Here is a 26,283-nt window from a genome sequence, read left to right as displayed (position 1 = left end):
AAATCGCCCGATGACGGCGGTCAGTCCGTGGAGACGAGCAATAGTGAAATGCGATCCGCTGGTTCAGCCGCAGCCGAAGAACGAACCGGGATCGAGAGATTCTTGCCGCTGCCACATGAAGTCGTCGCCGGCTGCATCGCGCTGATGGGGATCGCAATCTGCTTCGTCGATCGGCGCGTGCGCAACGCAAGGCCGAAGTTCGGCCGACGTAGAGGGGACTTGATGGAGCCCGAGTCGGATCCATACGACGAGGCATCGAGGAACCGCTTAGCACAAAAGCGGTTAAGAATTCTCGGCACGCTTGTGAACGACAATCACAAGCTACTGCCGAGCGACTTGACGGTCGGTGATCTCATGACGACCGTCGTCCGAACGGCATGTCCTTTGACGACCATCGCGGAACTCCGAGCGATGACAATCGAGTACAAGATTCGACATATCCTAGTCTGCAACGACGACAACGAGCTCGTCGGCGTCGTCAGCGATCGAGATCTTCGTCGCGTATCGCTCAAACTCGTTGCCTCCGACTTGATGGCGGAGTGCCCGACGACTGTTTCTTCGGATATGCTCGTGAATCAGGCAATTACGGTTTTGTTATATGGGCACATCTCCAGTCTCCCGGTCGTCGACGCCGGTCGATTGGTCGGCATCATCACGACGACCGACGTCGTCATGACATTGCAATGCGCGATGTTGGCCGTCGAACAGATGGTGCGTGATCTGGGAGCCGGAAACCGACCGGCGAGCGCAACCTACTCCGAGTCATAGCGTATACGAGTTCGCACTGAGGACCGGTCGTTGCCGCATCGAACGAACCAATTCAAAGTATTTCTATTTCGTGGCTAAAAGATCGTCATGCCCTTTCCGATAAAAATCGTTTTCGGCCTTGCTTGGCTCTCAAGTGTCGCCGTCGTCTTTCAGCTGTGGATCGACTACGACCATGATCCCGGCCGCGCAGGGGACACGCTTCCACTTTGGCCCATCGATTCGCGACTGAAGTTGGATGAGCGCTACGGAACGCTCGTCGTATTCCTTCATCCTTTTTGTCCCTGTTCGCAGAAGGGCATGAGAAAGATCGAGCGAATAATTGCCGATCGAACAAATCGACCGACCTGCTATTTCCTCTTTTCCGACTTGAACGATAACACCGTCGTGGAAACAGACTCAGACAATTGGCGTCGCGCTCGATCCCTGTCTCGGGAAGGAACACTGACAGACTTTGACGCCGTCGAGGCAACTCGATTCGGCGCGAAAACGTCGGGATTTTTGGCATTTTACGACGCTGCCGGCCGACTGCGATTTCGCGGCGGCATCACGTCCGAACGAGGCGGCGAGCAAAGCAATGCGTTCGAGCGATTGCTGTCCGAAGCGATCGCAGGATCAGACTTCCCACTGGTGAGCACTCCAGTGTACGGCTGCCCGCTGGTCGAACGCAAATCGCCATGACGCACCGCATCTTCATCGACGGCGAGGTTCTTCTATGAGTCACTCACTTTCGCCCGAAGCACAGCGACTGCTACGACAGCATTCACTTCGGAACTGGCAAACCACGGATCGGATGTTCGGACTCCTCCTGACGCTGGAGTGGGTCGTGCTCATCGTGATTGCGCTCCGCACGTCGCCGACTACGTGGTCGGGCACGCAGCAATCGATTCATCCTCATGTGTGGATCGCGGTTTTCCTCGGAGCGATGGTCGTCGTCCCGCCGCTGTGGCTGAGTCGCCGGTATCCGGGATCTAGCGAGTCGCGGCATGCGGTCGCGATCGGCCAATCGCTGATATGCGCCTTATTCATTCACTTGACCGGCGGCCGCATCGAATCGCACTTTCCTATTTTCGGCTCTTTGGCGTGCCTTGCCTTCTACCGCGACTGGCGAGTCTTGGTGACGGCAACCATCGTTACGGGCTTAGATCACGCGGTGCGCGGCATCTACTGGCCGACGAGCGTCTTCGGTATAGCTTCTACGGATTCATGGCGCTGGCTGGAACACATCGGATGGGTGCTCTATGAAGACTTCTTCTTGATCTATGCTTGTCGCCGAAGCTTGGCCGAAATGACGGAGATCGCATGTCGTGAGGCCGAAGCGAATTCCTCAGCGCTGAGAATGGAAGCCGTCGTGGAGAAGCGAACATCGGAACTTCAAGAAAGCGAGCGTCACCTCCGCCAGTCTCGAGATCGAGCGCAAGCGGCAAACATCGCGAAGAGCGAGTTTCTGGCGAACATGAGCCATGAGATTCGAACTCCGATGACGGCAATTCTCGGATATACCGACTTGCTTTACGAGCTAGGAGACATTTCCAAAGCACCGCTTTCTCGAGTCGACGCGATCGAGACGATTCAGCGGAACGGAAATCATTTGCTCGCTTTGCTCAACGACATTCTTGATCTCTCTCGAATCGAGTCCGGGAAGTTGTCGGTCGAAAGGCTGCCGTACGCTCCTGCCGCGATTCTTCGGGAAGTCGAACATTTGATGCAAGTTCGCGCCGACGAAATGGGGATCGAGCTCTGCGTTCGTTCGGAGGGAGTCGTCCCCGCGTCCGTCGTCGGCGACCCGACCAGGATCCGACAGATCATCACGAACCTGCTGGGAAATGCGATTAAGTTCACAGAGCGCGGCAGTGTGACTGTCGTCGCTCGCTTCGCATCGACCCCGACGTCGACCATGGAAATCGACGTGATCGATACGGGAATCGGAATGACGGTCGACGCTCAAAGCCGGATCTTCGAGCCGTTCGTTCAGGCCGATGCGTCGACATCACGTCGATTCGGCGGAACGGGTCTCGGTCTGATCATCAGTCGACGCCTTGCGGCGTTGCTCGGCGGCGACGTCTCAATCGTTTATTCGGAGCCGGATGTCGGAACTTGTTTTCGTCTTTGTTTGCCGATCGAAATCGAATCGGTTTCTCCTGTTGCCGACGTCGGCAGCGTCGAGGAAATTGTTGCCAAGAAGGAGATCGGATCGACGAACTGGGAGCAATCTCTTGTCGAAATGAAGCTGCTCGTGGCCGAAGACGGTTTAGACAACCAACGACTGATCTTCCACTACTTGAAACGAGCCGGAGCCGAAACGGTGTTGGCCGAGAACGGGATCGAAGCGGTCGCGTTCGCCGAGGCCGCGGATCGAGCTGGTCGACCATTCGACGCCGTATTGATGGATATGCAGATGCCGCTAATGGACGGATACGAAGCGACCAAGTCGCTCAGACAGCATCAGTACCGTGGTCGGATCATCGCCGTCACGGCGCATGCGATGGCCGGAGACAAACGGCAATGCATCGAAGCCGGCTGCGACGACTATCTCACGAAACCTATCGATCGCCGGCAACTCATCCAGGTTTTGGCCACGTTGCAAACAACTGCGCGAAGTCCGTCGCCGCCGACCACGAAGTCCTCAGGTGAACCTTCACCATCCTTTACGAACGACATGAGCGTTGTCTAAACGCCGCGCGACGGGATCGCCGTGAACTTATTCTGGGCGGATGCAACTATCGCTAAAGCATGCCCTGAGCGCGAGAGCGTTCCCAACCCTGCCTCGTAAAATCGTTGAGCTCCGCTTCGTCATCGAGACTGAGCTCTTGATATGCACGAGCTCATTGCCACCGAACCGTCTGACCTTCGCGCCGCGGAAGCGATCGCCGCGTTCTGCTACCAGGCCGAGACGTGGATCGGGCCCTTCGACGAAGGTCCGTGGCTAATTTCTTTCCATTTTTTCCGAATTCTTTCCAGATCGAAAGTGTTCGTGAGCCAATGGAAAGATTCTAGCCACGTGTCATGGCAAGATGATTTTTATGTCAAGTGCAAATGCTTGAGATCTGCGCTTGCTGCAGCGTTGTTCTGCCGCAGGTCGCTCGTGGTAAACCACGCTTGAAGAGATCTGATCGCTTTGACTACTCATATCTCGAACAGCCTCTTTTCATCGCATTGTCATTCTTTTTGCGATTCGCCGAAGAAATGCAGGGCGGCAGTTTGACCGTGTCGACGGCATGTCGTTCGCTTTCGGGCTTATTCGCCACGCTCATCTCACACCCGTAAGGCGAACCCATGTCCGACGCCAGTCTCGCGTTAAACGAGAAGCCGCAAAACGGCATCGCCGGTTTGAAACACATTCGACACGATATCCTATCCGGAATCGTCGTCTCGCTCGTTTCGTTGCCCTTGTCGTCGGGCATCGCTATCGCCTCGGGTGTGCCACCGATCTACGGACTCATTTCGGCGATCATCGCCGGCTTTATCTTTCCGTTCATCGGCGGCGCGTACATGACCATCGCCGGCCCTGCGGCCGGCCTAGCGCCGGCGATCATCGCCGTGATGGTTTCGCTGGGTGGCGCGGGAGATGCCACGCACGTCGGCGAAGGCTATCCGTTCTTGCTCGTCGTGATCTTCATGGTGGGCTGCTGTCAGTTGCTGATGGCCGTGTTTAAGTTGGCCCGCTACGCGGCGATGATTCCGGTAGCGGTGGTCGAGGGGATGCTCGCCTCGATCGGCGTGATCATCATCGTGAAGCAGTTCATTCCGTTCTTCGGCTTTACGGGCTCGGTGCACGCGAAGGAGTTTTACGAGTACCTGCTCCATTTCCCGGAGATCGCTCAGGGAATGACGCCGGCGGTGTTCGCCGTGGCATTCGCGACTCTCGCTTCGCTATTCATCATGGGCGCGCTGCAGAAGAAGGTTCGCTTTCTGCAGATCATGCCGCCGCAGCTCATCGCCGTGGTGTTCGGCGTGTTGCTCGCGCAAGGGCTCGGCCTCGGCGCTTTGAACGACGGGAAGTTTCTGATCAAGATTCCGGAGAACCCGTTCCACGGGATCCACACGCCTCATTTCGCCGAGCTCTTCGCGCGGCATGATCTTTGGTATGCGGCGATCATGGGGGTGATCATGCTCACGCTGATCGACGGCGTGGAGTCGCTGGCCACAGCGATGGCGATCGACCGGATCGATCCGTTTCACCGTCGATCGTCGCCGAATCGGGTATTGCTCGCCATGGCGATCTCGAACATCGCGTCGAGTCTGGTCGGCGGCCTGACGATCATCCCCGGCGGAGTGAAGAGCAAGGTCAACGTCGCGGCCGGCGGACGAACCTTGTGGGCCAATTTCACGAACGCGGTTTGTCTGATTCTTTATCTCCTGGTCGGCTATCAGCTGATCAACATGATTCCGCTTTGCGTCTTGGCGGCGGTGCTGATTTACACCGGCTGGAGGATGTGCGAGCCGCTCGTGTGGCGTCATGTGGCCCACATCGGCAAGGAGCAACTAGGCATCTTCATGTTCACGATCGTCGCCACGCTGGCGACGGACTTGCTGATCGGCATCGTGACCGGGGTCGTCGCGAAGTTCTTCCTCGACGCCTATCTCTGCCGCAAGGCCGTATTGACGTTCCCACGTGGAGCTCGCACGTCGATCTTCATGGATCTGTTCGCCCATCCGGTCGGTCGTCGCGAAATGGTCGACGGCACGCTGCATCTGTACGTCGACCGACCGATCGCTTGGTTCAACGCTCATAAGCTCGAGCGGGAACTCAGTAATCTGCCGACGGATGCGCAAGACATCGTCGTGCATATGAGCGAAACGGTATCGATGTCGGAAAGTGTGATCGGCTTTTTTCAGAACCCGATCAGCCACAAGGCGCTGATCGACGGCGAGTATCACCTACACGTGACGAAGCCGCTCGTCTGCTTCAACACGATGCAACTTAGCAAGGAGTTGGAATCGATCCCGGAAGAGGCGACGAAGGTGCATGTGCACATCGACGAGCGCGTGGCGATCATCGACCACTCGTCGTGCGACACGCTGATGCATGCCGTCCGAGAGTCGAAGCACTCGGGCGTGCCGGTCGAAATCGTCGGGCTCGAACGGATGGTCGCCCTCTCACACCACGACTCGTGCGTGCGGATCGCAGACAACAACCTCCTCCAGACCTCGGCTTAGCGCCGAGCTCGCTGCGCCGGGCCTCCAAACGAGAACGCCCGGCGTTGCTTGCGACCGGGGCTTGAGTGAAGACCACGATCCAATACAACACAATCCGCCATAGGAAACTCTCAACATGCCGACTTCCACATTGAATTCACCGAAGAAGGGGCGTTCGATCTCCATGACCGTAGTACGCTCGGAGCTGGGCAATCCGGCCGGCGTCACGAAGGGCTCATCCTTCACGACCCGAATTCCCGCCGTCTCGACGACGTTCTTCTTTGCGAGCCGATGTTCTTCGTCAGGCTTGAAGTTCCTCGCATCGGCGGCCGTCTTTCTCGGCGCGGCGGCGTTTCTGCTCTCCGAAGTATCGCAGACGCCTCTATTGCGATTACCGATCGTCACGGTCTCGGTCATCTGCATCGTACTGGGGTTGGCACTCGCTCACCTCGGCATCCGCAATCTACTCGGCCGGCTCCGAGTGGATAGCAAGGGGATTCGGCTCTCACCGTTTTACTTCGGCTTCAACGTCCCATGGAACGAGCTCCGCAGCTGGAACATGGACGGTTTCACCTTCCACTTTCGGAAGTACGGTTCGAAGGTCGACCTTTCCGTCGACAACGATCACCTCACGGCTAAGGATAGCGATGTGCTGCGTCAAACGCTTTTATCGTGCGCAGCGAATAAGCAGATTTCCGGCGACGGAAAGTAGCGACACACGAAGTACACCGCGCCGCACCTGCGGAGCTCGGCCCAGGCGAAGTTCCAACTCAGATGACTTTTCATGTCGAGCAGCGAAAGGCGAACGAATATGCAAGGTGTGTCGACTTCTTGTAGGATCTTGAGCTGACCGAGGTTCATATGCAGATCGCCGACGCGGTTGGATAGCACCATCATGTCGATTTCATCGAAGGACCGGACATGCCACCTGATGACTTCACGGCTGTTTTCGCGAAGCTCAAGTCCATCTTAAAAAAGTATGAGAAACGCTGCGCCGTCGATGTAGATACGGACACGGAGTATTTTCTCAATTCGAAGAAGTCTGAGCGGATGAACAAGCCGACCTTTTTCGCGGGTGTCAGCATCAACAAGGTTTCGATTAGCTTCTACTTGAATAACGCGGATTCCTCTTCCGAAATTCGCGACTCACTTTCGCCGGAGCTTCGCAAATGCTTACATGGTAAATCGTGCTTTCGATTCAAGCGGGACGAGCCGAAGTTGTTCAAGGAATTGATAGCTCTGACTAACCGGGTTGTGCCGCATACCGGCTCCGATTAGCAAATGATACTTATCCGAATGTTGAGGAAGCCCTTGCGAACGACGTGCTCGCCGCGGAGGTATTCGGCGAATCGGCGCCGATCGCCTGGATGAAGATCAAAGTGGGCTAACTGCAGCTCGCAAAGAGACTCAGCGCCAACGAAGCTGCCGAAAGCTCGCTCTCGCGATCCCGACCGCAACCCGCTCGGTTGCAGGGTCATCGACCTGAAATGTCGTTTGCCGATGTATCGGGTGCCGATGCCCCATGAGCTTCGCAACGACATGAGAGTCGACGCCGGCGACGAGCATACGTGTCGCCCAGCTATGGCGAAGGGTGTAGGCACAGAGTTCCTTCAGGCCCATTTGAATCTTAAGCCGCCGAAACTTGCATCGCACGGCGTTTCGATCCCACGGCGTGCCGCTCTGTTGCCGGAACATTTGTCCGGTCGGATGCAAAGCCGCATGTCGCTCACAGATCGCGAACGCTTCGTCATTTAGGTAGACGACGCGCTGCATTTTCTTGCCTTTCGACTTCTCTTTCGGAAACACCCAGCGACGATTTTCACGCTCAAAGTATTTCGCTTCGACAAGTCGGATTTCCTGCGGCCGACATCCGGTCTCCCAGATGACGGTTAGGTAGTCGCGGAAGTCGTCGTAGTTCTTGCCGTGCTTGTTTTCGAGCAATGCTAGGAGCTTGCCCCATGCGGCCTTGTCGAGCACAAGCTCACGGTGCGCCGGCCGTTCCGTTTTGATGCGGCCGATGGGGATCGAATCAACGCGTTCGTCATCCAGAGCCCAATGGAAGGACCGCATTATTGACCGCACGGCGGCCGTGCGCTTGTTCGCAGAGCGCTCGGCATAGTCCTCATCGAGCCATTCCTTCACCATGCCCTTCTTGAGGTCTTTGACCCGCAAGGCAGGCACGATGTAGGCCCTGAACCGCTTGATGTGCGGCGAGTACCAAGCGAGGGTCGGAGCTTCGACGTTCCGGCGACACCATGCGATGAAGGCATCGAGCAGATCGATAACGAGCGGGTTCTTCGACCCGTCTTTCGGCTTTCGATCGGTGAGCAGATCGACGAACCGTTTCTTGCTAGCTTGCGGTCGGCTCCGAGGCCGACCTGCTTATCGCCGATTTGGGCGTAGAAGGTGCTTCCACCGTGAGCGCGTTTGCGCTCGTGAATTTGCGGTTGTCTCATGGTGCGATTCCTTATGGTCGAGAGCAGTACGACCGAGGACGCAAAACGGTTTTGCGAATCTCAAGTCTGACCGAATCTCTGACCGACGAAGGAACCGCACCTTTTCAAATCACTGAAACACTAGGATTTCCGCAGTCGGGGCGACAGGACACCAATTGAACTATTCGTAGCGGGGCTAGCGCATTGGGATGGGGCTGCTATCAACCGGGCGGTTGGGGTGTAAAAATGAAGGCATCTTCCATTGCTTCAACATCTTGCGCGGTTGCTTGCCATGTCGCTGTCTCGCTCGCTGCTGTTGGTCATCGCCGGTTCGACGCAGCGGGAATTGGCCCGGCAAGGTAATCGATCTCGGCGGTGCCGTGCAGATCGGCGGCGACCAGCGGCCGCATCAAGGGTGTGAAAACGAACTTCTCGTTCGGCCGCAGGGAACGAAGAAACTCACCGCTCTCGACGAGACGACATTCCCGCTTCGTAACGTCCGTTGCCGCAAACGGCTCGGCGGATTGCTCAAGCATTACGAGCGAATCGCCGCTTAGCGACACGCCGAATCGCAACCGATCAGGCTCGTTTTCAACCGACGAAGTGCGCGTTGCGGCGGCGAATACCATGACTTCATCGCTGAGCATGCCGGTTGACTCATCTCCAACTCGCGACTCCGCCTGTGTTCGGCTTCACTTCGCGCCGAGATTTCGGCGCGATCTCATTTTTGCACCGGACGCTCCATATCCGACCTCTGCAGTGGGTACCCCCACGGGGCATCGACGGCAAAAAAGAAGGCCCGCTCGGTGACGTCCCGTGGGGCCTTCCTATACCGGATTGCGAGTCACTAAGCCGTGGCGTAGAGAGGTCGCGAGGATCGCACTACGAATAACACTCGATCGAGAGACCAACCTAAGTGACGCACGGCGACTCAAAAGCAATCGTACTTAAGTTGCCGCACTCCCGCGGCCGCAAGACCCCTAGGGCGTTGCGCGGGCGCCTGTCGTCTCTATCCTTATCGCCCCCTTAAAACTGTCTCGAGATCGGATTCCGCCTCATTGATTTCTCTTGTAAGCACGAACAACGGTTTCCCCGGAATCTGTTTCGAAATTCGTCGGGCGAATATCCCCTTCACTTCGGTGCTCGCATATCATCAGTTTGTCGCCTTTTAAATAATAGATCGCTTGCCTACTGGCATCGGCATAATTACTGCTGGTAAATCGGATGTCCATAGTGGCGTGCGGACGGGCCTCTCGATTGACTTCGATCTCAGCTCTTGCTTTGACTTTGCCGTTATATCGAAGTGCAAACGATTTTCCATGGATCTCGATGGAAGTGTTAGAGGGGAAGACGGGAACGACTTTGCCGAGTGCCCCGATTGAGTACTCAGTCCAAATACCGTCAAGCGTGTCGGCACCTTGTGCAACCGCTCCGGTACCGCTCAATAGCAACGTACAAATCAGAGATCGGATCGTGGGGAACATGGCACACTCCTTAAAAAAACGGCGGAAGTAAATAGAAGAACAAAAAACGTGAGATAAAGACGGCATCCAGCGTCGTGTCCGATAGATCTCGTGAAGTCGACAGCACCACATCAAGGCCGCAATGGGCAGCAACGGCGAGACGACGAGCAAGTTAAGAACATTCATGAACATCGTGAATGCGGTCTTCATGGCGAAGTTCCTTTCCGTCCGTGTTTGCTTGTGGTTCATAGCGTGACAGGGGACTAGTACGATGCTCCCAGATCGCGAAGAAGCGCTGCCAGAAACGACGGTCGCAGTCGGCGGAATCGACGACGTGCCGACTCCGTTCGTGTGCCATCGCCGTGTGCGGGGAGCGACGTTCAGCTGCAGGGCATGGTAGGTAGCGAGGTTGAATAAGGCGGCAAACATGGTGGTCCCCTTTCAAATAGAAGCGTTTGGGTTCGATCGATCGCAGAAGAATACGCAGCTCGATTGAAAGTCTTACTCGCCTTCCAGATTTCTTTAAGTCCACAAACCGACGCGCCGCGAGTAACGACGACGTTCGTCCGGCCGTCATGCAGATCATCGGAGAGCTTCATCGTCGCGATCAGGCCGTCGTGCGACGGAGTAGAACACGAATTACCCGATCGTCCGACGCGGCCCGACGGCAGTCCGTTCCTATGGCTACGGACGGCTCCTCGTCGGACCGTTCGATTCTCGAATCGATGCGAAATAAGAATTCGAGGCATTTGATCGTGGCTCACCCGAGCCGCGAGGAAATGCAAACGGCGAGGTACGTCGTGTGTGACGTGCCTCGCCGTAAGAATGAGCGAACTCGAGCTTGACGTCGTTTCACTCGCTAACGTCGACTACCGCTCGCGAACAACGCGGAATCCGACGTTGAAAAAAGGTCTTCCTTCGCCCCATTTATAACGATTTCCCAACCGGCAATAAGCTTCCGGCGACCAGGACCACGCCCCGCCTCGTATCTGTACCCCTTCGAGCGAATCGTCGCTCGCTTCGACGCGGCACATTTCATAGACGTTACCGTGCACGTCAAATAGACCGAATACGTTAGGTCGGAAGCGGCCTACTGGCGAGGTAAAAACAAACCCGTCGTCGCCTTTGAAGCTATTGGTCAGGTATTTACTGCCAGTGCCAAACCAGTCGATCTTTGCGTTCACCCACGACGCATCCTGAACGTTACCGTATTTGACCAAGTCCGTCGGATCATCGCCGGACGAATAAATGGTCGTGGATCCTGCACGGCAAGCGTACTCCCATTCCGACTCCGTAGGCAGCCGATAGTTGTTCCCGTCGCGTTTGGAGAGCCAATCGCAAAATGCCCGTGCGTCGGCCGCCGTGACGTTGACGACCGGATGGTCATCGCTCTGGTCGAAGCCGGTATATCGCCAATCGTAAATCTGGTCGTGAATCGTTCTCTTTTCGTCCGCTCGATACCCTGTTCTGAAAATGATTCTGTCTGAATCCGACTGAGGCTTCTCCAAATCGGTCAGGTACTTCGTTTCAAGCACAAATTGACGGAACTCGCCGCGAGTAACTTCAAAAATGCCTAGATCGAACGGCTTTACGATGGTGACTCGATGCTCGTCTTCTCCTTTATTGCGAGATGGCAGATGATCTGGCGTTCCCATCGTAAACTCGCCGGCGGGAATATACGTCAGCTTCATGCCGATTGAATTTCGAGTCATCGCCTCCCGTGAGCCGGGCTTCGGTTCGTCGCAACGACCCGTTTGGACGCCGAAAATAACGAGAACCGAAAACATCGTGATGAACGCTGCACAGCGATTGAGGGCATACATAGCTTGATCTCCTTGCCTATAAGTGACGGACGGTTATTGATCATTGCGGAAAGAAAATAACGCCGCTGTTGAGCGCCCCAAAGAATCGGAGGGCACGACCGGGCCGGGGCATCGAGTTGCTTGAGTTTCACAGGCCCGACGCAAGAGATTCCAGGCGGCGATGTTCGACGGATCCAGCTTCACGGCGAGGTCGCAATCGGAGATCGCACCTGTCACGTCGCCGGCCGCCAGCTTGAGACCGGCCAAGTGCGTATAGATTTCGGCGATCATGAAATCGGTTCCAGTGGGCGCGTACTCAACGACGGCATGAACGGCCGATGCGCGTCCAGCCGAAAGTGTGATCGGCTCGGCCTGTTTCGACTCCGAGGAAATGAGCAGAAGAAGCAGACCGACAAAGAGGCTTGGGAACATGATGGAACTCCTAATTCACGAAAGTTGAAAGGTACTTGAGACGCCGTAGAAGGAGTACGAGCGGTGGGCGACGTTCCTTACGCGCCTGGCCGATTTAACTGCAGGATATTTGCGGACTCACTCTCGCCTGGATGCCACCGGCGAGTCGGACGTCATAGCTGACATAACGGCATGTCGCGATCCGCATCGACAGCCTGAGGGCCGCCAAGCCGACCTTTCCGGGCGGGATCGTGCCTGGCGCGACAAGCCGTCTCGGCGGAGAACTTATTCTCTTTGGACAAAAAGGCGCTTCCTTACTCTTTCAGTTTCTGCTCGTTGACCCCGACGCGGGGGCGAAGCCGGTGCTGCTCGCCGGGCCTTCTTCTCCGCGCTTGCTGACGTGGAGCCACGACGACGGGCAGTTGGCGTTCGAGATTCTCGGCGAAGCGAGCCGGGTCGGCGGGAAGTGCCATGGGAAAATGAAGCGTCCCCAATCGCGGATGAACGAATCCATGTGAGCGGATCGGAACACAGCCTGCTTTCAAATAGTAGTTAAAGAGCTTCTGGGTCGTCGTGATAACGACGAGGCGTAGGCCGAAACGAAGGCCGTATGAAAAGCTGGCGCGCATCAACTGCCGACCGAGTCGTAGCGACGCGACATCGCGATTTTTATCAGGGACGGCCAAGCGATACGCAAAACAGAGTTGCGGGCGAAGTTCTTCGACCATTCGAGACGGAAACGCGTCCTCAGTTTCAAAAGTTCCGGCACTGGCGCGCGTCACCGAGATCGTGTCGACCGCCTTGTCTCGACGAGAGGCTAAATACAAGTCCGAGTATCGATCTTTAACAATCTCGCTCATCGGTCGCGAGTATGCTTCGCAGGCAAGTTCAACAATCCGAAGATATTGAGTGGATCGCCGGCAGAAGGTTGGGACCGCAGGCGTAGCGCGGCCGCTTTCGAAACCGATCGGCGAACAGGCCTATAGGCTTTCAACCGGCAAAGGTCTCGAGGACGCCGTCACGGCGCCTTGGTCGCTGGAACGGGCTTTCCGAGCCAAGCGAGATCAGTTCCCGGGAGGGCCGTACGCAATCGCTCGTAAGCCGATGCGGAGATGCGCGACGGTAGATCAATGCGCTTTAAAGCCTTCTGTTCGGCCAACGCGTCGATGATTGCGTCGGTACCCGGCGTATTGCCGATGTGAACCGTTTCCGTGAGACGGCACTTGCGAATCAGTTTGTTCAAACCGGAGTCGGTGACGTTCCTAGAGTTGATAGCGAAGCCTTTGAGATGCGAAAGCGCGCCTAGGCTTTCGAGCCCCTTGTCGGTGTACGGTCCCGCCGCTTCGACGACACTCAAGGTCTTCAGCTTGGCGATTTCGGACAAGCCTTCATCATCGACGTTGTAACCCAGGGTCAACCTCTCCAACGCCGCGCACCCCTGTAGAAAACTCACCTTCCTACCTCGGATCCTCTGACTATCCGAAATATTGAGCCACTTAAGCTTTCGCATTGCCTGCAAATGCTCGAAGGCTTCGTCGGTGAGTTGTTTGTTGTCCTGGAAGGACAGGTATTCCATTTCCCGTAGCCCAGCCAGCGGCTTCAGTGCTTCATCAATCAAGCCACAGCTATCGAGAGTGAGCTTTGTTAATTTCTCAAGTCGTCCGATCCGTTCGGTCATCGCCTCGTCGATTGGGCCGCAATCTTCGAATCCCAACGTCTTTAAGTTGGTCATACTTCCGACTCGATCGACGAACACATCGTCGACCGCTCCGCAGTTCGCCAACTCCAGTGTTTGCAAGTTGTCGAGACGTACAATCCGTTCTTGTCCTGCCGAAGTCAGCGGTATGTCGGAGAGCCGCAGAAAAAGCAGCTCCGGTACATCCTCCAACCGTGCCAGGTCGGATTCCGTAACCTTGATCAGAGCTGAGCCGGATAGCGAGACGTGTTGAACACGGAAAGGGGTCTTCGGCAATTGCTCTGAACTCTTGGCGTCGTATCCGGAGTGGTCGATTGCGATATAAGCACCGACACTAATCGCCCACTCGGCAAACGCTCGCTGGGCATCGAAATACGCTTTGCTGTTGCGTGATTCCGGCGGCCATTTGAGCGAACCGGAGGCTGCCACGACGGGGATCTTCGACGGGACGACGCTCTTCGGTGCCGTCGCCGACTCGCCGGCTATCGTCGCACTGCCGCCTTCGGGCAACTGAACGCGGGCCGTCTCGCGACCGTCCTTGTCGCGAATGACGACCCAAGCGCCGCAGCAGATAAAGAAGAACGCGGCCGCGGCTGCGGCGATCCAAACATGACGACGATTGTTGTTGCTCGATCGACCGGCGGTTGCGGTTTCCGGCAGCGGCACGACATCGGATGCCTCGGCCATTTGCGTCGTCAGGATTTTCTGCAATTCAACGACGACCTCGTCGGCAGATGCTGGACGCTCGTTGCGATTCTTCGCCAGCAAACGCTCGACCAGCTGCACGGCGGCGCGCGGCACTCGCGGATTCAGCGATTCGACTGCCGGCGGCGTGGTCCCCGTAACCGCGTTCAGCACACTCACCAATGTTTGACCGGTGAACGGGTTTCGCCCCGTCAGCATCCGATAGAGCACGCAACCGAGACTGAAGAGATCGGTTCGTGCGTCGAGCGGCCGCGCCTCGACTTGCTCGGGCGACATATAGGCGGGCGTGCCGGCCAAAGCTCCGCTTTGAGTCAGCTGGACGTCGCTCGTCAGATCTCGAGCCAAGCCGAAGTCGACGACTTTGACGCGATCACCTTTCGCATCGATCCAGATATTAGCGGGCTTGATGTCGCGATGAATCAGGCCTCGTGCATGAGCCGCCGCCAGGCCCTGTGCCGTTTCTAAGGCGACCCGCAATGCTTCGCCTACCGGTAGTGCCGCACCTTTTTCTAGGCGCGCGGCCAACGATTCGCCACGCAGTAATTGCATCGTGAGATACGGCAAACCGGCCTCTTCACCGACTTGATGAATAATGACGATGTGCTCATGCTCGATCGCCGCCGTGGCACGGGCCTCGACTAAGAATCTTTGCTTGGCCGCAGCGTCGGCTGCCTGCGACGGCTGCATCACCTTCAGTGCCACGCGACGATGCAGGGCCGGATCCTCGGCCTCAAACACGATGCCCATCCCGCCTCGGCCCAGTTCCCGCAGCACGCGGTACGATCCGAGGCGACCGAGTTCATCCGTCGATGTCGGCGGTGAGAGAAAAGAGTAATCGCTCGATCTCGTCGTGACGGAAGAGGCCTTGGCTACGGTCGTCGACTCGGCACTCAACGCCCGCCTTAGAGATTGGTCCTCGCCCGGCCCGACGCGGCGCAACACATCGATGAGCCGCGCCACCGCCTCTGCTTCTTCCAACGACGCCGGCGACAAGGCCGGCACGTTGCGTAGCGTTTCGCTCCAGGCATCTTTGCCGCTGAGCGTGCGAAACGCTTCGGTACAGATACCGCAACGTTCCAGATGCACTAAGATCGTTTCCAACTCGGCGCCTGCCAACGAAGTCTCGGCGGCGAGGCGGAGCAGGTCGGCAGGCGGGCAGGCGGTGGTCGGTTTCATAAAATGGTTCGCACGGTGAAGCTCGGAACGACGACTCGCGGACCGAGAGCAACCGCCTGCTCACGCTGATGTAGCGATCGCGCAGTGATTCTCTCCCGGGAGACGATACGAATCTCGCCGGCCGTTCCTTACGCCTGAATCTCGGTTTATTTTTCAGTCGTCGATCAGTCCTGCCAATTCCTCGCGCAACCGCCTGAGAATTCGGCACTTAGCGGCATACACGGCCCCTTCGGTCAGGTTGAGTTGCTGGGCGATCTCGGCGGCCGAATCGTCGGTCGTCACCGACCGCCAACAGGCCTGCCACGTGGCTTCTTGATAGTCACGCCGGACGATCTCTAAAGCTCGGCGGACGAGGTACTGCCGGTACTCTTGCTCGTCGAACCCGTCCAATTCGGGCTCGATCGGCTCGGCCCGACTTTCATCGCCCCCCAGACCCTGTTCCCACCGCTTGCGGGTCCGATCGATGAACTTGTTGCGCGTGACCGTCGCCAGCCAATTGCGAAAACGCTTGTGGGGTTGGTATTCGAACTCGGGAAGTTTGTGGACCAAGTGCGAAAGAACGTCTTGCACCAAGTCGGCTGCGTCTTCCGTTTGCAATCCGCGTTGCCGTCCCCAGTAGACGAGCAACGGGGTGTAGAGCTCGACGAACTTGTTCCACGCCACCTGATCACGCGGATCGCGCAATTTCTGCAACAGCGTCGGCTGCGTGGTGTGCATAAGGGAACCGTCTCAAACGCCGTCGGCAAGGGAAGGCCCAATCGTACCCTCCGACCGCGGACACCGCAAATTCCAGGCTTTTCCCGGCCCAAAGCAACGCGATACGAAAATTCGCCGGAACTCGCCCCGCGACGAGTAAGGAATCGCCCACCGGTTACCGCGCTGATCGCTTCCTCCTTGCCGAGACGCATCACGCAAACGCCCGTCGACCGCCTGCACGCGGCCGTCCCCGGTGAGGCCGACCGCGCCCACCAGGCGGCAGCCGCATTCTCCTGACCGAAAGTTAGTTTGTCGTCGGCGTAAGGAGTTTTCTCGAGCCGCGTACTCTCTTCCGGCGTGTTGAAAAGTTTGATCGTCCTCTTAGGAATCGGGAGACCCCCATGTTTCTTGCGTTACGAAGCTTGCTGCCGCGGTTCGCCGCCCGGCGTCTGTTCTGCGTCCTGCCGCTGCTGCTCCTTGTCGGAGTTTCGACGCTCCGCGCCGAAAGTCCCGGCACCGGCGATTCGAAAGCCCGAATCGAACGGCGGACGCCCCAAGACCCTTTTCTGCGCTATTGGTCTGACTTCGCCATGACGCGGAGCGACTTTCTCAAGTCATTTCCCGACGCCAGATTGCCTCCCGCGGCCCAATCCCGCGGCCCCGACGCACCGGAGTACCTGCTTTCGCGCCGCAACCTGCCGCACCCCAATGCCGGTGCCGTGCACGTGAAGTTCCAGGGCGAAACGCTCGTCGAAGTATTCATTGAGTTCATCGAAAGCGATGTCGCGTCGAAAAACGGTGCCGCTGGTTTTCTCAAATGGATCAACGAAAGTATCGGCAGTTCGGGAGTCATGATCGGGGACGAGGAGAGACCTTCTTATCTTTGGTGGGGGCTCGATAGCAAGAAGGGTCTAAGCCTGTTTGCCCTGAACGACGACCGCGCCTACTTAACGATCACTCCCAAGGCTAAGGTCACGCAAGTATTCATTCGCGAAATACGCGACGAGATCAAGCGGAGACATTCCACCGACGAGCAACGCTTGAGCGCCCTGATCGAGATCGAGTTGAAAGCCGGCATGATCCAGGAGGCGCTTGCCGATGCCGACTCAATTCACAGCGCGGCGCACAAATCCGACGCTTTGGATTGCATCGCCGCCGCCCAAGCGGCAGCCGGTGACCAAGCCGCCGCGTTGTCGACGTACGACACCGCCCTTTCCCAGGCGCAACTCGCCTATGACGACACGGGCGATTCGTGGAAACGCATTTTCCAACTACTCGATACCTACGATTTGCAGATCAAAGCAGGTCGACCCGCCGAAGCGAGCAAAACGATCGAGCGCATCGACCGGCTCATGAGGTCGGGAGATGAGGAACATCTTCAATCGACGATCTCGGATATTGGCCGGTACGGAAGGAGAAACCGCATGAATCTCGGGAAACATTCCACGGCCTTGCGCGCCATCGAGTTGGCCCTGACTATGCCCGATTCCAAAAGCCGGAGCTATTCGTCGAGCGCGGACGTACTCGTTGATATAGCGAAGGAAGCGTTGGCCGGGGCCGATCGCGCCGCGGCGGAGCAAACGATTCGCAACGCGGTCGCGATCGCCGCGAAGTTGCCCCACTACGCAGCGCTGACTATCGAGCAAATCGCGGAAGCGCAGGTCGCTCACGGTCATTTTCAGCAATCGGCCGATTCCTTCCAAGCCGCCGGCACCGTCGAAGAGGGCGCTAGGTCCGCCGACAACCTAATTAACGCATTGGCATTTCGCGGCGACTTCGATCGGGCGATCTATTCGGCCAAGACGTCGAAGAAGATGTATTCGCCCTATTATCTCGGCGTCGCGCTTGCCGAAGCCGGGAAAATCGATCTCGCGCTCGACTTGGCGAAGACCAACAAGCCTTACGCAACAAGGCTCTACCATTCCATCGGCCGTGCGCAACTTCGATCCGGCGACCGCGAAGAGGCGGTACGGTCCTTCGCCACAGGTGCCTCATACGGCGACAAGGAGGCGGTTGTTGCCCTTGCCGACTTGGATCGGGTCGATCTGGCGATGGAAGCGACCGACCGGATCGCGCAACAATGGCGTTCTCTCGTTGAGTCGCTCCCCGTTTGGGATCAATCCGACGACGCCCGGAAGGCGAAGCTGCTGCAATCGGGTAAGTTGTTGCAGGCCCAAACCGTAATAGCGGTTGCAGTGGCGTATGCCGGTCGGGGGAACTTGGCCGGTGCGACTCGGTCTTTGGAAGTTGCCAAGCAATACGGCGAACGTCGCGACGAGAAGGAAAAGGCCCGTGATTCCGACGAGGCCAAGGTCTGTTGGGAGAAATGCCGCTGGGCATACTTCGATTACCTCCTCGCATCGAAACGGCCCGCCGAGGCGCTCGAATTCTCACAGGGCCTCCCGGCGAGGCCCGACCAAGCCACTGGATATGCGCTCGACGCGGTCGTGCGCACCTACGCACGCATCGGGTCCTACAACGCGGCGCTGCGGCTTATCAAGTCGAATCCCGACGACGGAGAGAAAGCGAGCTTACTGCTATCCCTCGCCGACGTCACGGCGGAGTTCGCACGAGAGTAATCAGCAGGACGATGCCGGTACGACCTGGAACATAGCAACGGCCGTCCGGAAGATCACCCTAGGCTGAAATGCCTTGACCGGCTTCTCCAACCGCTCGTGGAAATCCGCGAGCGGTTGGAGAAGCGATTTCGTTTCCCGGCAAGTATCTATCACCGAACTCCGAGCCCGGCCCACCGACTTGGTCTCAGTCTCCGACGCCCTCCACATCGGCATAGGGCTCGGATTCCGCGGTCGCACCTCCGCCGAACCGACTGCTAACCGATCGCGTGAAATTGATTATTCGCCGCGTAAGGAATCGGCGCCCCGATCCGTACTATCCCGTGACCGCCGGTATTCGATGTACCGGCGTATTTGGTTTGATCGCAGGAACCCGCGATGAAAGCCCAGCAAAGGCAATCACGGTTTTGCGATGGCTCGCCGAATGGTCGAACGGCAGACGGCGAAGCAGACGCAGCTGTGGCTGCCGAACGAACCTAATGCTCAGGGACCTTCCAGGCCGCTTGGTCATGTGGATCGCGAACTCGCTGCAGCAACGTCGGCGAAGTACTGTGCATTGCCCCTCTCGTGCCCCGGCGAAATGAATTGCTTAAATCGTGCCCAAGGGCCCGAACGACCGCACATATCACGGTGTTTTCCGAGTGCGATACCGAGCTCCGGCTTTCCAGAACATTAGGCGTAAGGAACTGCAGGCCAGCCTCGTACTCCCTGCTGAAGCGGCCGCCGCTTACGTCGACCACGGGCCGCGTTTTATTTCTCGCGTAAGACCGTGCGACGTGAATCCGTGCTTCCATTGCGACGCGGTACCGGTAGGGAAGGCAACCGCGATCGTTTCACCCGTCTCTCGAACTCAAAGGATTTCCACCATGTATGCCGTTATTTGCAATCGCTTGTGCGAACCGTCGCGACGCTTGATCCGGAGCGTCGTATTACTAGCCGCGCTATCGTGCGGCACGTTCACTCGGGCTGACGATTACGTGCTTCGGCCGTCAGACGGCGCGTTTTCGATTTGTTTTCCGGAGAACCACGACAGATTCATCGAGAGATGGTCAACGGAATACGTAGCGGAGCAAAAGGGCGTCTCCTATCACATCGGGTTATTTTCAGAGACTTCCTCCATTGAAGCGGCGGCATATTTCGAGCGCTATGACGCAGGATTTAAAACGAAAGGAAGTGTTATCGCCCTAGGGTGGATTGAGGGTCGTTCCTATCGGATTTCAAACAAAGGCAAAATAGACCTCGTTCAACTCTTTCGAACTTCGAAGGCCTTGATAAGTCTGAAATTATCCGGCACCGAGACGGCTCTCGCGGCGACAGATACCGCGGCTTTTTTTAAGTCCTTTCGTTTGGCGGACACAGTATGGACGTGCAACGCGCCAACGAGTGCTGCGGAATACGTCGCCCGCGGTAAGGAATACGTACGGAATAAAATGACAGAGCGAGCCTTGTCGGATTTCGCTCGAGCCCTTGAGATCGATTCGGAATGCATCAAGGCTTTGGAAGCTCGGGCCGACTGTTATGCGAGTCTGCAGCGATATGAAAAAGCTGCTGCCGACTGCGAAAAGATCGTTCAATGCCGACCCAACGAAGCGCGGTCCTACTGCATTCGCGCCCGTGTCCTAGCCGGCCTCGATAAAAAGAAAGCCTGGGAGGACTACACCCATGCTCTCAAGATCGCCCCCTACTCGAGCGCCATCTATTACGACCGAGGCGCTCTGCATATCAACCTTCTTAACGAAGTCGACCAGGCTCTGGCCGACTTCACACAAGCCATCCTCCTCGACCCGACAAACGAAGACAATTTCTTGGCTCGAAGCGTGGTGTATCAGCGGAAAGGTCAAATAAGCCAAGCCAACGCCGATAAACGAAGTGCCGCCGCACTCCGCCCCGTTCCGCCTGATGAATATACCAAGGAACTGGACGCCGCCGATCGCGCCTTCGCTCAAGATCGGTTTGAGGAGTCCCTCGTTCACAGTAGTAAGGCCGTTCATCTTTGGAAATCCGCCGCAGGCTATCGCCTTCGCGCGATGGCCTTACGTGAAAGCGGCGAATATCAAAATGCGCTCGAGGAGTTCCGTCATGCCGTGGAGTTATTGAACCAGGCCCCCCCCAGCGACTACGACGAGCAGCTGGCTTTGCTCTACGCCGGCATGGGTAAGACGTTCTTCCAACTCGGCGATTATGAACGAGTGGTTCGCTATTCATACCGGGCAAATAACAACGATCGCGAAGCTCCGATTGCTTGGGATTTAGTGATCTCGAGCTACCTCGCGCAAGCGCAAAACGCGAAGGCGGCGGCGGCGGCAAAAACGGTGCAACTTGATCAATGCGACGCGGCCATCCACCGCAATCCTCAATGTGCGTTTCACTTCTTGGCACGCAGCATGAAGTACCTAGACAAGGGAGACTACGCACAGGCCTCGACGGACGTCGCAGAAGCAGTCCGTCTCGGACTGGAGAAGGCTCTACCCATGGCAATCTACCTTCGAGCCCGGATTTCATTTGAGAAAAAGGATTTCGCCGCCGCGATCACGGACTTCGACGAGGCAATTCGACTCGGCGTCCCAGACGAGTTGGCTAACGCCTATCTCTATCGCGGCCGAGCCTGGCAATCACTGGGCGATGAGAAGAAGAGCACCGCCGATCACGACGAGGCGATTCGAATTGATCCAAGCAATTATTATGCTTACGCGCGTCGCGGCGAATTACGGTTCGGTCGGAAAGAATATGCGATCGCGATCGAAGACTACACCAAGGCGATCTCCCTCTGCGAAGACGCCGGGATTGATGCCCAACCGTCGGGTTGGATTTACCATGCGCGAGGCCACGCATGGTATCGTCAAAAGCAGTATCAGCGAGCATTGGAAGACCTCATAAGGTCCTTCACGCTTAACGGAGATGACGGAGGTGCCTACAACCTCGTGGCTTGGATCTACGCTACCTGCCTCGACGAAAAGTACCGACACGGTGGATTAGCGCTCGATATGGCTCGCACGGCCTGCAAAAAAAATACGGACTGGAAGAATTTATCCTATCTAGACACCTTTGCGGCAGCTCTCGCCGAAGTCGGCGATTTCGACAAAGCGCTGGAGATACAAAAACTCATTGTGGACGCAGCGCCCCCCTCCGATAAGGCTGAATATCAAACTCGGCTGAAGCTCTACGCAGCGAAGAAACCGTTCCGTGAGTGACGACTACGGCGGACTTCGAAGAGAATTTGCAGGGTGCGAGGCAATTGCCTCGCACCCTTTTTTGCGCGCAGCGAGCGGAAATCGGCGTCAGAAGCGGCCGCAGCGGCTCGTACTCTCTGCGAACGTCGATAGCTCCCCGCCTCTGCAAGTTCATTCGAAAAGTTTTACCATGTCGGCTCGCAGCCGTTCGTTTTGTGCATCGTTCTGGTGGGCCGCGTAGCTGGGAATGACGCTGCTCGCGCTTCGCTTGGTCTGTACAAACTAACGAGCGTGCGACACCGAGTCGCACGCTCGTTAGTTTGCGCCTCAAGGAAAAGTTGCGTCAGGAACTGCTCCTTCGATCCGTAATGTTCGTTGTCCGCAACCATTCCCTTTTTTCCGTAATCTGAAGGAGCCTGTCATGAACGCTTTCGCTTTACTACTGAATGGGTCGTTTCGCCTTACCTTGCTCGTTCTTGTGGCATCGAGCTTGTCGTCGGCCGGTTCAGCGCGGGCCCTTGATTTCACCGGTATTACCGCCGGTCAGGTGCTCGAGCCCGCGAAGGCGTCGCTCGGGCTCCGGCAACAGCATCTCAACCGCGGGAAGGCTCTGGCGGCCACGGGTCTGCATGGCGAAGCCGTCGTCCAGTTCGAGAAAGTTCTCGCCGCCGACGCAAACCACGCGGAGGCCCATAATGAAGTGGCGTGGATCTACGCCACCTGTCCCGATGTTAAACGGCGCGACACTGATAAAGCGCTGCTCCACGCGCGCCGGGCCGTCGACCTGGCGCAGATGCACGACGCCCAAGCGCGGCCGTACTACCTGCTGACCTTGGCGGCGGCCGAAGTCGAAGCAGGAAACATCTTCCAAGCGCTTGCGCAGCGATATCTTGCCGTGGGTTCGGTTCCGGCGCCGCGGCAAGTCGAGTTCGACCAACGTTGCAGCGAACTCGCGCTGAAGATGTACTTGCCGCAGATTGCACCGACGTCCTTCGAAGCGGATTGCGGTTGCGGGCAAGTTCCGCAGGGCGTGAAGCCGTAAGTCGAATTGATAAGCGGTATCCCATTTCGTCCAAAAGGACGTCGAACGCGAGGCTTCCCACCTCGCGTTTTTTTCGTTTGCACACGTCAGGTTTCGCAGGCTTGGCTCGTACTCTCATACGGATACACCGAGTAGATCACACCGAAAGAGGAACGAACGATGAGAGCCTCGCAATTCAGCCTGACGACGTTTTTCTGTGCAACGTTTGCCGCGTGCCGTCTCCGTGCGATGACCGCTCTATTCTGCATCTTGACCTGCGTTCATGCCGGAGCAGGCGCGTTGTTTGTCTCGGCAGCGCGTGCGATGGACGAGGTACATGCCATTGCCGACGGGCGACTCGCCTCGGGGCAAGAGATCAACATTCACTCTCTTGATGCCCGACCGCTTCTTGCCGATGGACGAATTTGGCTCGTCATTCACGGCAACAACTCCGGTCCCGAGCGGATGCGTCCGCTCGCAGACACATTGGCCGCCGCAACGCCCGAAACGCAAGTCCTTCTCTTGGATTGGAGTGACGCCGCAAAAAGTCGTTTTGGAGCTTGGGCCCAGGCCGAAAACCATATCGACACCGTGGCCGCTTGGGTCTACCAAAGCTTAGTCGATCGACGCATCGACGGCTCGCGACTTAATATCGTCGGCCACAGTTTTGGTGCGTATGTCGCCGATCGGCTGGCTGCTCGATACGGTCGGGTGGAAACGCTCCTCGCGCTCGATCCCGCCATCGACGTCCCCGCCGGGTTCCCGTACGGCGGCAGTTCCGAGTTCGATCCGCGCACGCCTGGCTTGATCGACTTCGCCGCTCATGCGCGACGCTCTTTGAGCTTTCGAGCGGCGACTGACCCGCTAGGCCTCAATCGCACGGCACTTACGGCGGACGAATGCTTCTTGGTTCAGGGGGTCGATCACTCACGTGTCGTCGACGTTGTGGCAGGAATGCTTCAACTCGGCGAATTCGACTTGTTTCGACGCTACCTTGCACTCGACGACTTGGACGACGCGGCGACGGATCGGCCGTGGCTACGCCGCTCCATAACAGCGCGCGACGAACTTAACGCCGACGGAAAGCGCGTCATCTCGGTTACGCCGGCTAGTTCGAACGGCGAAGGCTTCGACGCTTGTCTACTTGCCGATCGTCAGAGACGGATTCATTGCCTGCAATACCTCGATAGTCAACGGACGGTGCAACGGCTGAGTCTCGCACCGACCGGCGCGCTCGCCGAAAACGAACGTCCCTAACAATTATCGGCGTCAGATTATTTAAATCGCCGCGTACTTTCTCTGCACGAGTTTGATTTCCGACGTACTTGTATGAAAGGATCCACCGCCATGTTCATCGTCCTCTTCAACGCCGCCACCTACTACGCTTTGCAACTTCTCATTCGGCCTCGGACGCGCCGAATAGTTCGTCGCACCGACGCTCGACGCCGGTGATTCATGTCGGGTCAACTCGCGCGATGCTACTGCAATCGCTACTGCGTACACTGGGGACTCTATAAAGTTGTCGTCCGTCTTGTCACCTTCCCATTCCGAACTCGAACCTACGTACCCGCTGCTTAACGCAAATGAACGGCAAGCGTTCTCGCGGGCTGGCGGGTACATGACCATATACCTCGCGCAATGCGGAAGCCTTTCCGACTAAAAACGTTCTGGCGCAAGAGCGGCAGCATTAAGAACTTTCGTTCGATTCGGCCAAGTATAAGAAGCCGAATGAGGCTGCGGGTTCGATTCCCGCCGCCTCCGCTGACAGTCGGGAGTGTCACTAAGAGGCTCAGAAGTGCGGGGCGGGCACCGGAGCGAACCTCCGCGGCGAACACGGGAAGGAGTTCACCGCTTACGCCTGGGACATGAAGTCTCCCTCTGCGACGCAAGCAGGCACGAGCGAACCGGCCACCGAGGCCACAACCGCGGAACCAGCAAAGCCGGAGGAGCCGACAACCTCCGCACGCAAACAGCTCGCCGACTATGTCGCCCGCAACGGGTAGCTGGGGTGAAGAAATAAAGGCGTCTCCCGTTGCTTCAACATCTTGCGCAGTTGCTTCCTTCTGCAGTAAAGCCGCTCTCGTAGCGGCAAGCAAGTTGACGTTCCCGCGAGACACGCAAGTAATCGCAATGACCGCGATCGAGACCTTGCCTCCGGAAGTTCCCGAATGGATGACGGGCCGCCCCACGATCGACTGCAAAACCATTGGAGAGGCGATCCGGCAAGTTCGAACTTTGAATGCCGAAACCTTCACCGTTCAGGTCCCCGAGCCGCTTCGAACCGTACTTCGCGGAACGTTGATCCGCGATCAGCCCGCGAGAAGGATGCCGATGGCCGAGATCGCGACGCTGCTGAGCAGAGCCCAAGGATTCAGATCGACGTGGCTCGCCGAAGATCGTCATCCGCGCGTTCGCGCGGTTCAGCACGTGGGATAGACATAGCCCCCCTCGTCAGCTCGCAACGGCGGGTCCACGAACGGGATCGTCGAACGGCTGATAGCGAATGATCGAAGTCTCAAAAAATGGAACCTGGAGTTGCGCGACTTGTTCCGCCGATTTTGCAGTGCCAAGATGAATCAATTGGTCGACAACTGATACGCGGTCGAGCTTCCACGAATCGTTGGGGATGTCGAAGTCGATTCGGTGATAGCGACTATTTAGGATGTGCTTAGCTTGGAAATGCACTCCCTGCGCCTGCGATACCGAAACGAGTTCGAGCAATGGAGCCAACCACCAAGCAATTCCAGCGCCCCCTGTCGGAGGCTCAGCAAAATACTGTGCTCGGCCAGTCCCGATGGATAAGACCTTGATCGCGCTCAGCTCGATGGCGTTGTCAACTCCAGGGCGGTGACACTCGTTACTAATACGCAATGCCTCGGCAACCGCTACCATCGTCGGGTTATTGGCCCAAACACCGCCGTCGACATACGCACTGCCGATGCCAAACACGGCATGGGGGAAGTAGGTGGGCGCTGCGGTAGTAGCCATTAACGCGTCGACGATCCGAAAATGTCGATCACGGACCATATCCGGTAAGTGAGGGGTCTTAAAAACAACCGTCTGCCCTTTCGTCAAATCCACTGCCGGGATTGACCTGCCCCCCTTAAACGAGTCCGGTCGTCAGTCGTAGACTGACGACCATCACTTGAAAAAGGGAGGGGATCATGGGCACGAAGCGTTTGCAGGTCGAGCAGATCATTCAGAAGTTACGGGAAGCGGAATTGGAGA

At 57.4% G+C, this 26,283-nt stretch carries 21 protein-coding genes; 12 read left to right on the top strand and 9 right to left on the bottom strand.

The window, feature by feature from the left end; all coding sequences use genetic code 11:
- The first annotated feature begins 102 nt into the window (after positions 1-102).
- The 5 genes from K8U03_25900 to K8U03_25880 all read left to right on the top strand — a co-directional run bounded on the left by K8U03_25900 (position 103) and on the right by K8U03_25880 (position 6,616).
- Complete coding sequence (locus K8U03_25900) at positions 103-768, top strand: CBS domain-containing protein (GenBank protein ID MCE9608335.1); 666 nt, start codon at positions 103-105, stop codon at positions 766-768.
- Positions 769-855: 87 nt separating this feature from the next.
- A complete protein-coding gene (locus K8U03_25895) occupies positions 856-1,446 on the top strand; it encodes a hypothetical protein (protein MCE9608334.1) in 591 nt (196 codons plus the stop codon).
- A 34-nt stretch (positions 1,447-1,480) separates the two neighbouring features.
- Positions 1,481-3,439, top strand: coding sequence for a response regulator (locus K8U03_25890; GenBank protein MCE9608333.1), 1,959 nt, complete (start codon positions 1,481-1,483; stop codon positions 3,437-3,439).
- Between the two features lie 602 nt (positions 3,440-4,041).
- Positions 4,042-5,925 (top strand): SulP family inorganic anion transporter, encoded by a 1,884-nt coding sequence (locus K8U03_25885; protein MCE9608332.1) that lies wholly within the window; start codon positions 4,042-4,044, stop codon positions 5,923-5,925.
- Between the two features lie 115 nt (positions 5,926-6,040).
- Positions 6,041-6,616, top strand: a complete 576-nt coding sequence (locus K8U03_25880) for a hypothetical protein (GenBank protein ID MCE9608331.1) — start codon at positions 6,041-6,043, stop codon at positions 6,614-6,616.
- Here the strand turns inward: K8U03_25880 and K8U03_25875 are convergent.
- Positions 6,562-6,801, bottom strand: coding sequence for a DMT family protein (locus K8U03_25875; GenBank protein ID MCE9608330.1), 240 nt, complete (start codon positions 6,799-6,801; stop codon positions 6,562-6,564). The genes K8U03_25880 and K8U03_25875 overlap by 55 nt on opposite strands.
- A gap of 24 nt (positions 6,802-6,825) precedes the next feature.
- Here K8U03_25875 and K8U03_25870 point away from each other — a divergent pair, with 24 nt between their 5' ends.
- On the top strand, positions 6,826-7,182 hold the full coding sequence (locus tag K8U03_25870) for a DUF1801 domain-containing protein (protein MCE9608329.1): 357 nt from the start codon (positions 6,826-6,828) through the stop codon (positions 7,180-7,182).
- A gap of 129 nt (positions 7,183-7,311) precedes the next feature.
- Here the strand turns inward: K8U03_25870 and K8U03_25865 are convergent, their stop codons facing one another.
- Entirely contained in the window at positions 7,312-8,085 is a 774-nt protein-coding gene (locus K8U03_25865; protein ID MCE9608328.1) for a tyrosine-type recombinase/integrase, read from the bottom strand.
- Positions 8,086-8,626: 541 nt separating this feature from the next.
- Here K8U03_25865 and K8U03_25860 point away from each other — a divergent pair.
- The gene (locus K8U03_25860) at positions 8,627-8,896 is read left to right on the top strand and encodes a hypothetical protein (GenBank protein MCE9608327.1); all 270 of its coding nucleotides are present in this window, start codon (positions 8,627-8,629) and stop codon (positions 8,894-8,896) included.
- A gap of 498 nt (positions 8,897-9,394) precedes the next feature.
- On the opposite strand, the gene K8U03_25855 is transcribed toward K8U03_25860, so the two are convergent.
- The 6 genes from K8U03_25855 to K8U03_25830 all read right to left on the bottom strand — a co-directional run bounded on the left by K8U03_25855 (position 9,395) and on the right by K8U03_25830 (position 16,309).
- A complete protein-coding gene (locus K8U03_25855; GenBank protein ID MCE9608326.1) occupies positions 9,395-10,012 on the bottom strand; it encodes a hypothetical protein in 618 nt (205 codons plus the stop codon).
- Positions 10,013-10,671: 659 nt separating this feature from the next.
- Entirely contained in the window at positions 10,672-11,625 is a 954-nt protein-coding gene (locus tag K8U03_25850; GenBank protein MCE9608325.1) for a formylglycine-generating enzyme family protein, read from the bottom strand.
- Between the two features lie 33 nt (positions 11,626-11,658).
- Positions 11,659-12,036: a hypothetical protein gene (locus K8U03_25845; protein MCE9608324.1), complete on the bottom strand. Its 378-nt coding sequence runs from the start codon at positions 12,034-12,036 to the stop codon at positions 11,659-11,661.
- 293 nt (positions 12,037-12,329) lie between these two features.
- Positions 12,330-12,488 carry a hypothetical protein gene (locus K8U03_25840; protein ID MCE9608323.1) on the bottom strand — a complete coding sequence of 53 codons (159 nt, stop codon included), beginning with the start codon at positions 12,486-12,488 and terminating at the stop codon, positions 12,330-12,332.
- 545 nt (positions 12,489-13,033) lie between these two features.
- Positions 13,034-15,592, bottom strand: a complete 2,559-nt coding sequence (locus K8U03_25835; GenBank protein MCE9608322.1) for a protein kinase — start codon at positions 15,590-15,592, stop codon at positions 13,034-13,036.
- A 153-nt stretch (positions 15,593-15,745) separates the two neighbouring features.
- Positions 15,746-16,309 carry a sigma-70 family RNA polymerase sigma factor gene (locus tag K8U03_25830; protein ID MCE9608321.1) on the bottom strand — a complete coding sequence of 188 codons (564 nt, stop codon included), beginning with the start codon at positions 16,307-16,309 and terminating at the stop codon, positions 15,746-15,748.
- 380 nt (positions 16,310-16,689) lie between these two features.
- Between K8U03_25830 and K8U03_25825 the strand changes: the two genes are divergently transcribed.
- The 5 genes from K8U03_25825 (at position 16,690) to K8U03_25805 (ending at position 25,491) form a co-directional block, all read left to right on the top strand.
- Positions 16,690-18,867: a hypothetical protein gene (locus K8U03_25825; protein ID MCE9608320.1), complete on the top strand. Its 2,178-nt coding sequence runs from the start codon at positions 16,690-16,692 to the stop codon at positions 18,865-18,867.
- An 863-nt stretch (positions 18,868-19,730) separates the two neighbouring features.
- Entirely contained in the window at positions 19,731-22,055 is a 2,325-nt protein-coding gene (locus K8U03_25820; protein MCE9608319.1) for a tetratricopeptide repeat protein, read from the top strand.
- Positions 22,056-22,455: 400 nt separating this feature from the next.
- On the top strand, positions 22,456-23,076 hold the full coding sequence (locus K8U03_25815; GenBank protein MCE9608318.1) for a hypothetical protein: 621 nt from the start codon (positions 22,456-22,458) through the stop codon (positions 23,074-23,076).
- 159 nt (positions 23,077-23,235) lie between these two features.
- A complete protein-coding gene (locus K8U03_25810) occupies positions 23,236-24,312 on the top strand; it encodes an alpha/beta hydrolase (protein MCE9608317.1) in 1,077 nt (358 codons plus the stop codon).
- 873 nt (positions 24,313-25,185) lie between these two features.
- The gene (locus K8U03_25805; protein MCE9608316.1) at positions 25,186-25,491 is read left to right on the top strand and encodes a hypothetical protein; all 306 of its coding nucleotides are present in this window, start codon (positions 25,186-25,188) and stop codon (positions 25,489-25,491) included.
- Between the two features lie 15 nt (positions 25,492-25,506).
- Here the strand turns inward: K8U03_25805 and K8U03_25800 are convergent, their stop codons facing one another.
- On the bottom strand, positions 25,507-26,043 hold the full coding sequence (locus tag K8U03_25800; protein MCE9608315.1) for a hypothetical protein: 537 nt from the start codon (positions 26,041-26,043) through the stop codon (positions 25,507-25,509).
- Positions 26,044-26,283 lie beyond the last annotated feature (240 nt).

The organism is Planctomycetia bacterium (assembly GCA_021413845.1).
GTDB lineage: Bacteria > Planctomycetota > Planctomycetia > Pirellulales > PNKZ01 > PNKZ01.
This window is presented reverse-complemented; position numbering and strand designations above follow the sequence as displayed.

Coding starts and splice junctions, on each gene's coding strand:
- K8U03_25895 (MCE9608334.1), top strand. CDS start 856: ATGCCCTTTCCGATAAAAATCGTTTTCGGCCTTGCTTGGCTCTCAAGT.
- K8U03_25890 (MCE9608333.1), top strand. CDS start 1,481: ATGAGTCACTCACTTTCGCCCGAAGCACAGCGACTGCTACGACAGCAT.
- K8U03_25885 (MCE9608332.1), top strand. CDS start 4,042: ATGTCCGACGCCAGTCTCGCGTTAAACGAGAAGCCGCAAAACGGCATC.
- K8U03_25880 (MCE9608331.1), top strand. CDS start 6,041: ATGCCGACTTCCACATTGAATTCACCGAAGAAGGGGCGTTCGATCTCC.
- K8U03_25875 (MCE9608330.1), bottom strand. CDS start 6,801: ATGATGGTGCTATCCAACCGCGTCGGCGATCTGCATATGAACCTCGGT.
- K8U03_25870 (MCE9608329.1), top strand. CDS start 6,826: ATGCCACCTGATGACTTCACGGCTGTTTTCGCGAAGCTCAAGTCCATC.
- K8U03_25855 (MCE9608326.1), bottom strand. CDS start 10,012: ATGAAGACCGCATTCACGATGTTCATGAATGTTCTTAACTTGCTCGTC.
- K8U03_25850 (MCE9608325.1), bottom strand. CDS start 11,625: ATGTATGCCCTCAATCGCTGTGCAGCGTTCATCACGATGTTTTCGGTT.
- K8U03_25845 (MCE9608324.1), bottom strand. CDS start 12,036: ATGTTCCCAAGCCTCTTTGTCGGTCTGCTTCTTCTGCTCATTTCCTCG.
- K8U03_25840 (MCE9608323.1), bottom strand. CDS start 12,488: ATGGCACTTCCCGCCGACCCGGCTCGCTTCGCCGAGAATCTCGAACGC.
- K8U03_25835 (MCE9608322.1), bottom strand. CDS start 15,592: ATGAAACCGACCACCGCCTGCCCGCCTGCCGACCTGCTCCGCCTCGCC.
- K8U03_25830 (MCE9608321.1), bottom strand. CDS start 16,309: ATGCACACCACGCAGCCGACGCTGTTGCAGAAATTGCGCGATCCGCGT.
- K8U03_25825 (MCE9608320.1), top strand. CDS start 16,690: ATGTTTCTTGCGTTACGAAGCTTGCTGCCGCGGTTCGCCGCCCGGCGT.
- K8U03_25820 (MCE9608319.1), top strand. CDS start 19,731: ATGTATGCCGTTATTTGCAATCGCTTGTGCGAACCGTCGCGACGCTTG.
- K8U03_25815 (MCE9608318.1), top strand. CDS start 22,456: ATGAACGCTTTCGCTTTACTACTGAATGGGTCGTTTCGCCTTACCTTG.
- K8U03_25810 (MCE9608317.1), top strand. CDS start 23,236: ATGAGAGCCTCGCAATTCAGCCTGACGACGTTTTTCTGTGCAACGTTT.
- K8U03_25805 (MCE9608316.1), top strand. CDS start 25,186: ATGACCGCGATCGAGACCTTGCCTCCGGAAGTTCCCGAATGGATGACG.
- K8U03_25800 (MCE9608315.1), bottom strand. CDS start 26,043: ATGGCTACTACCGCAGCGCCCACCTACTTCCCCCATGCCGTGTTTGGC.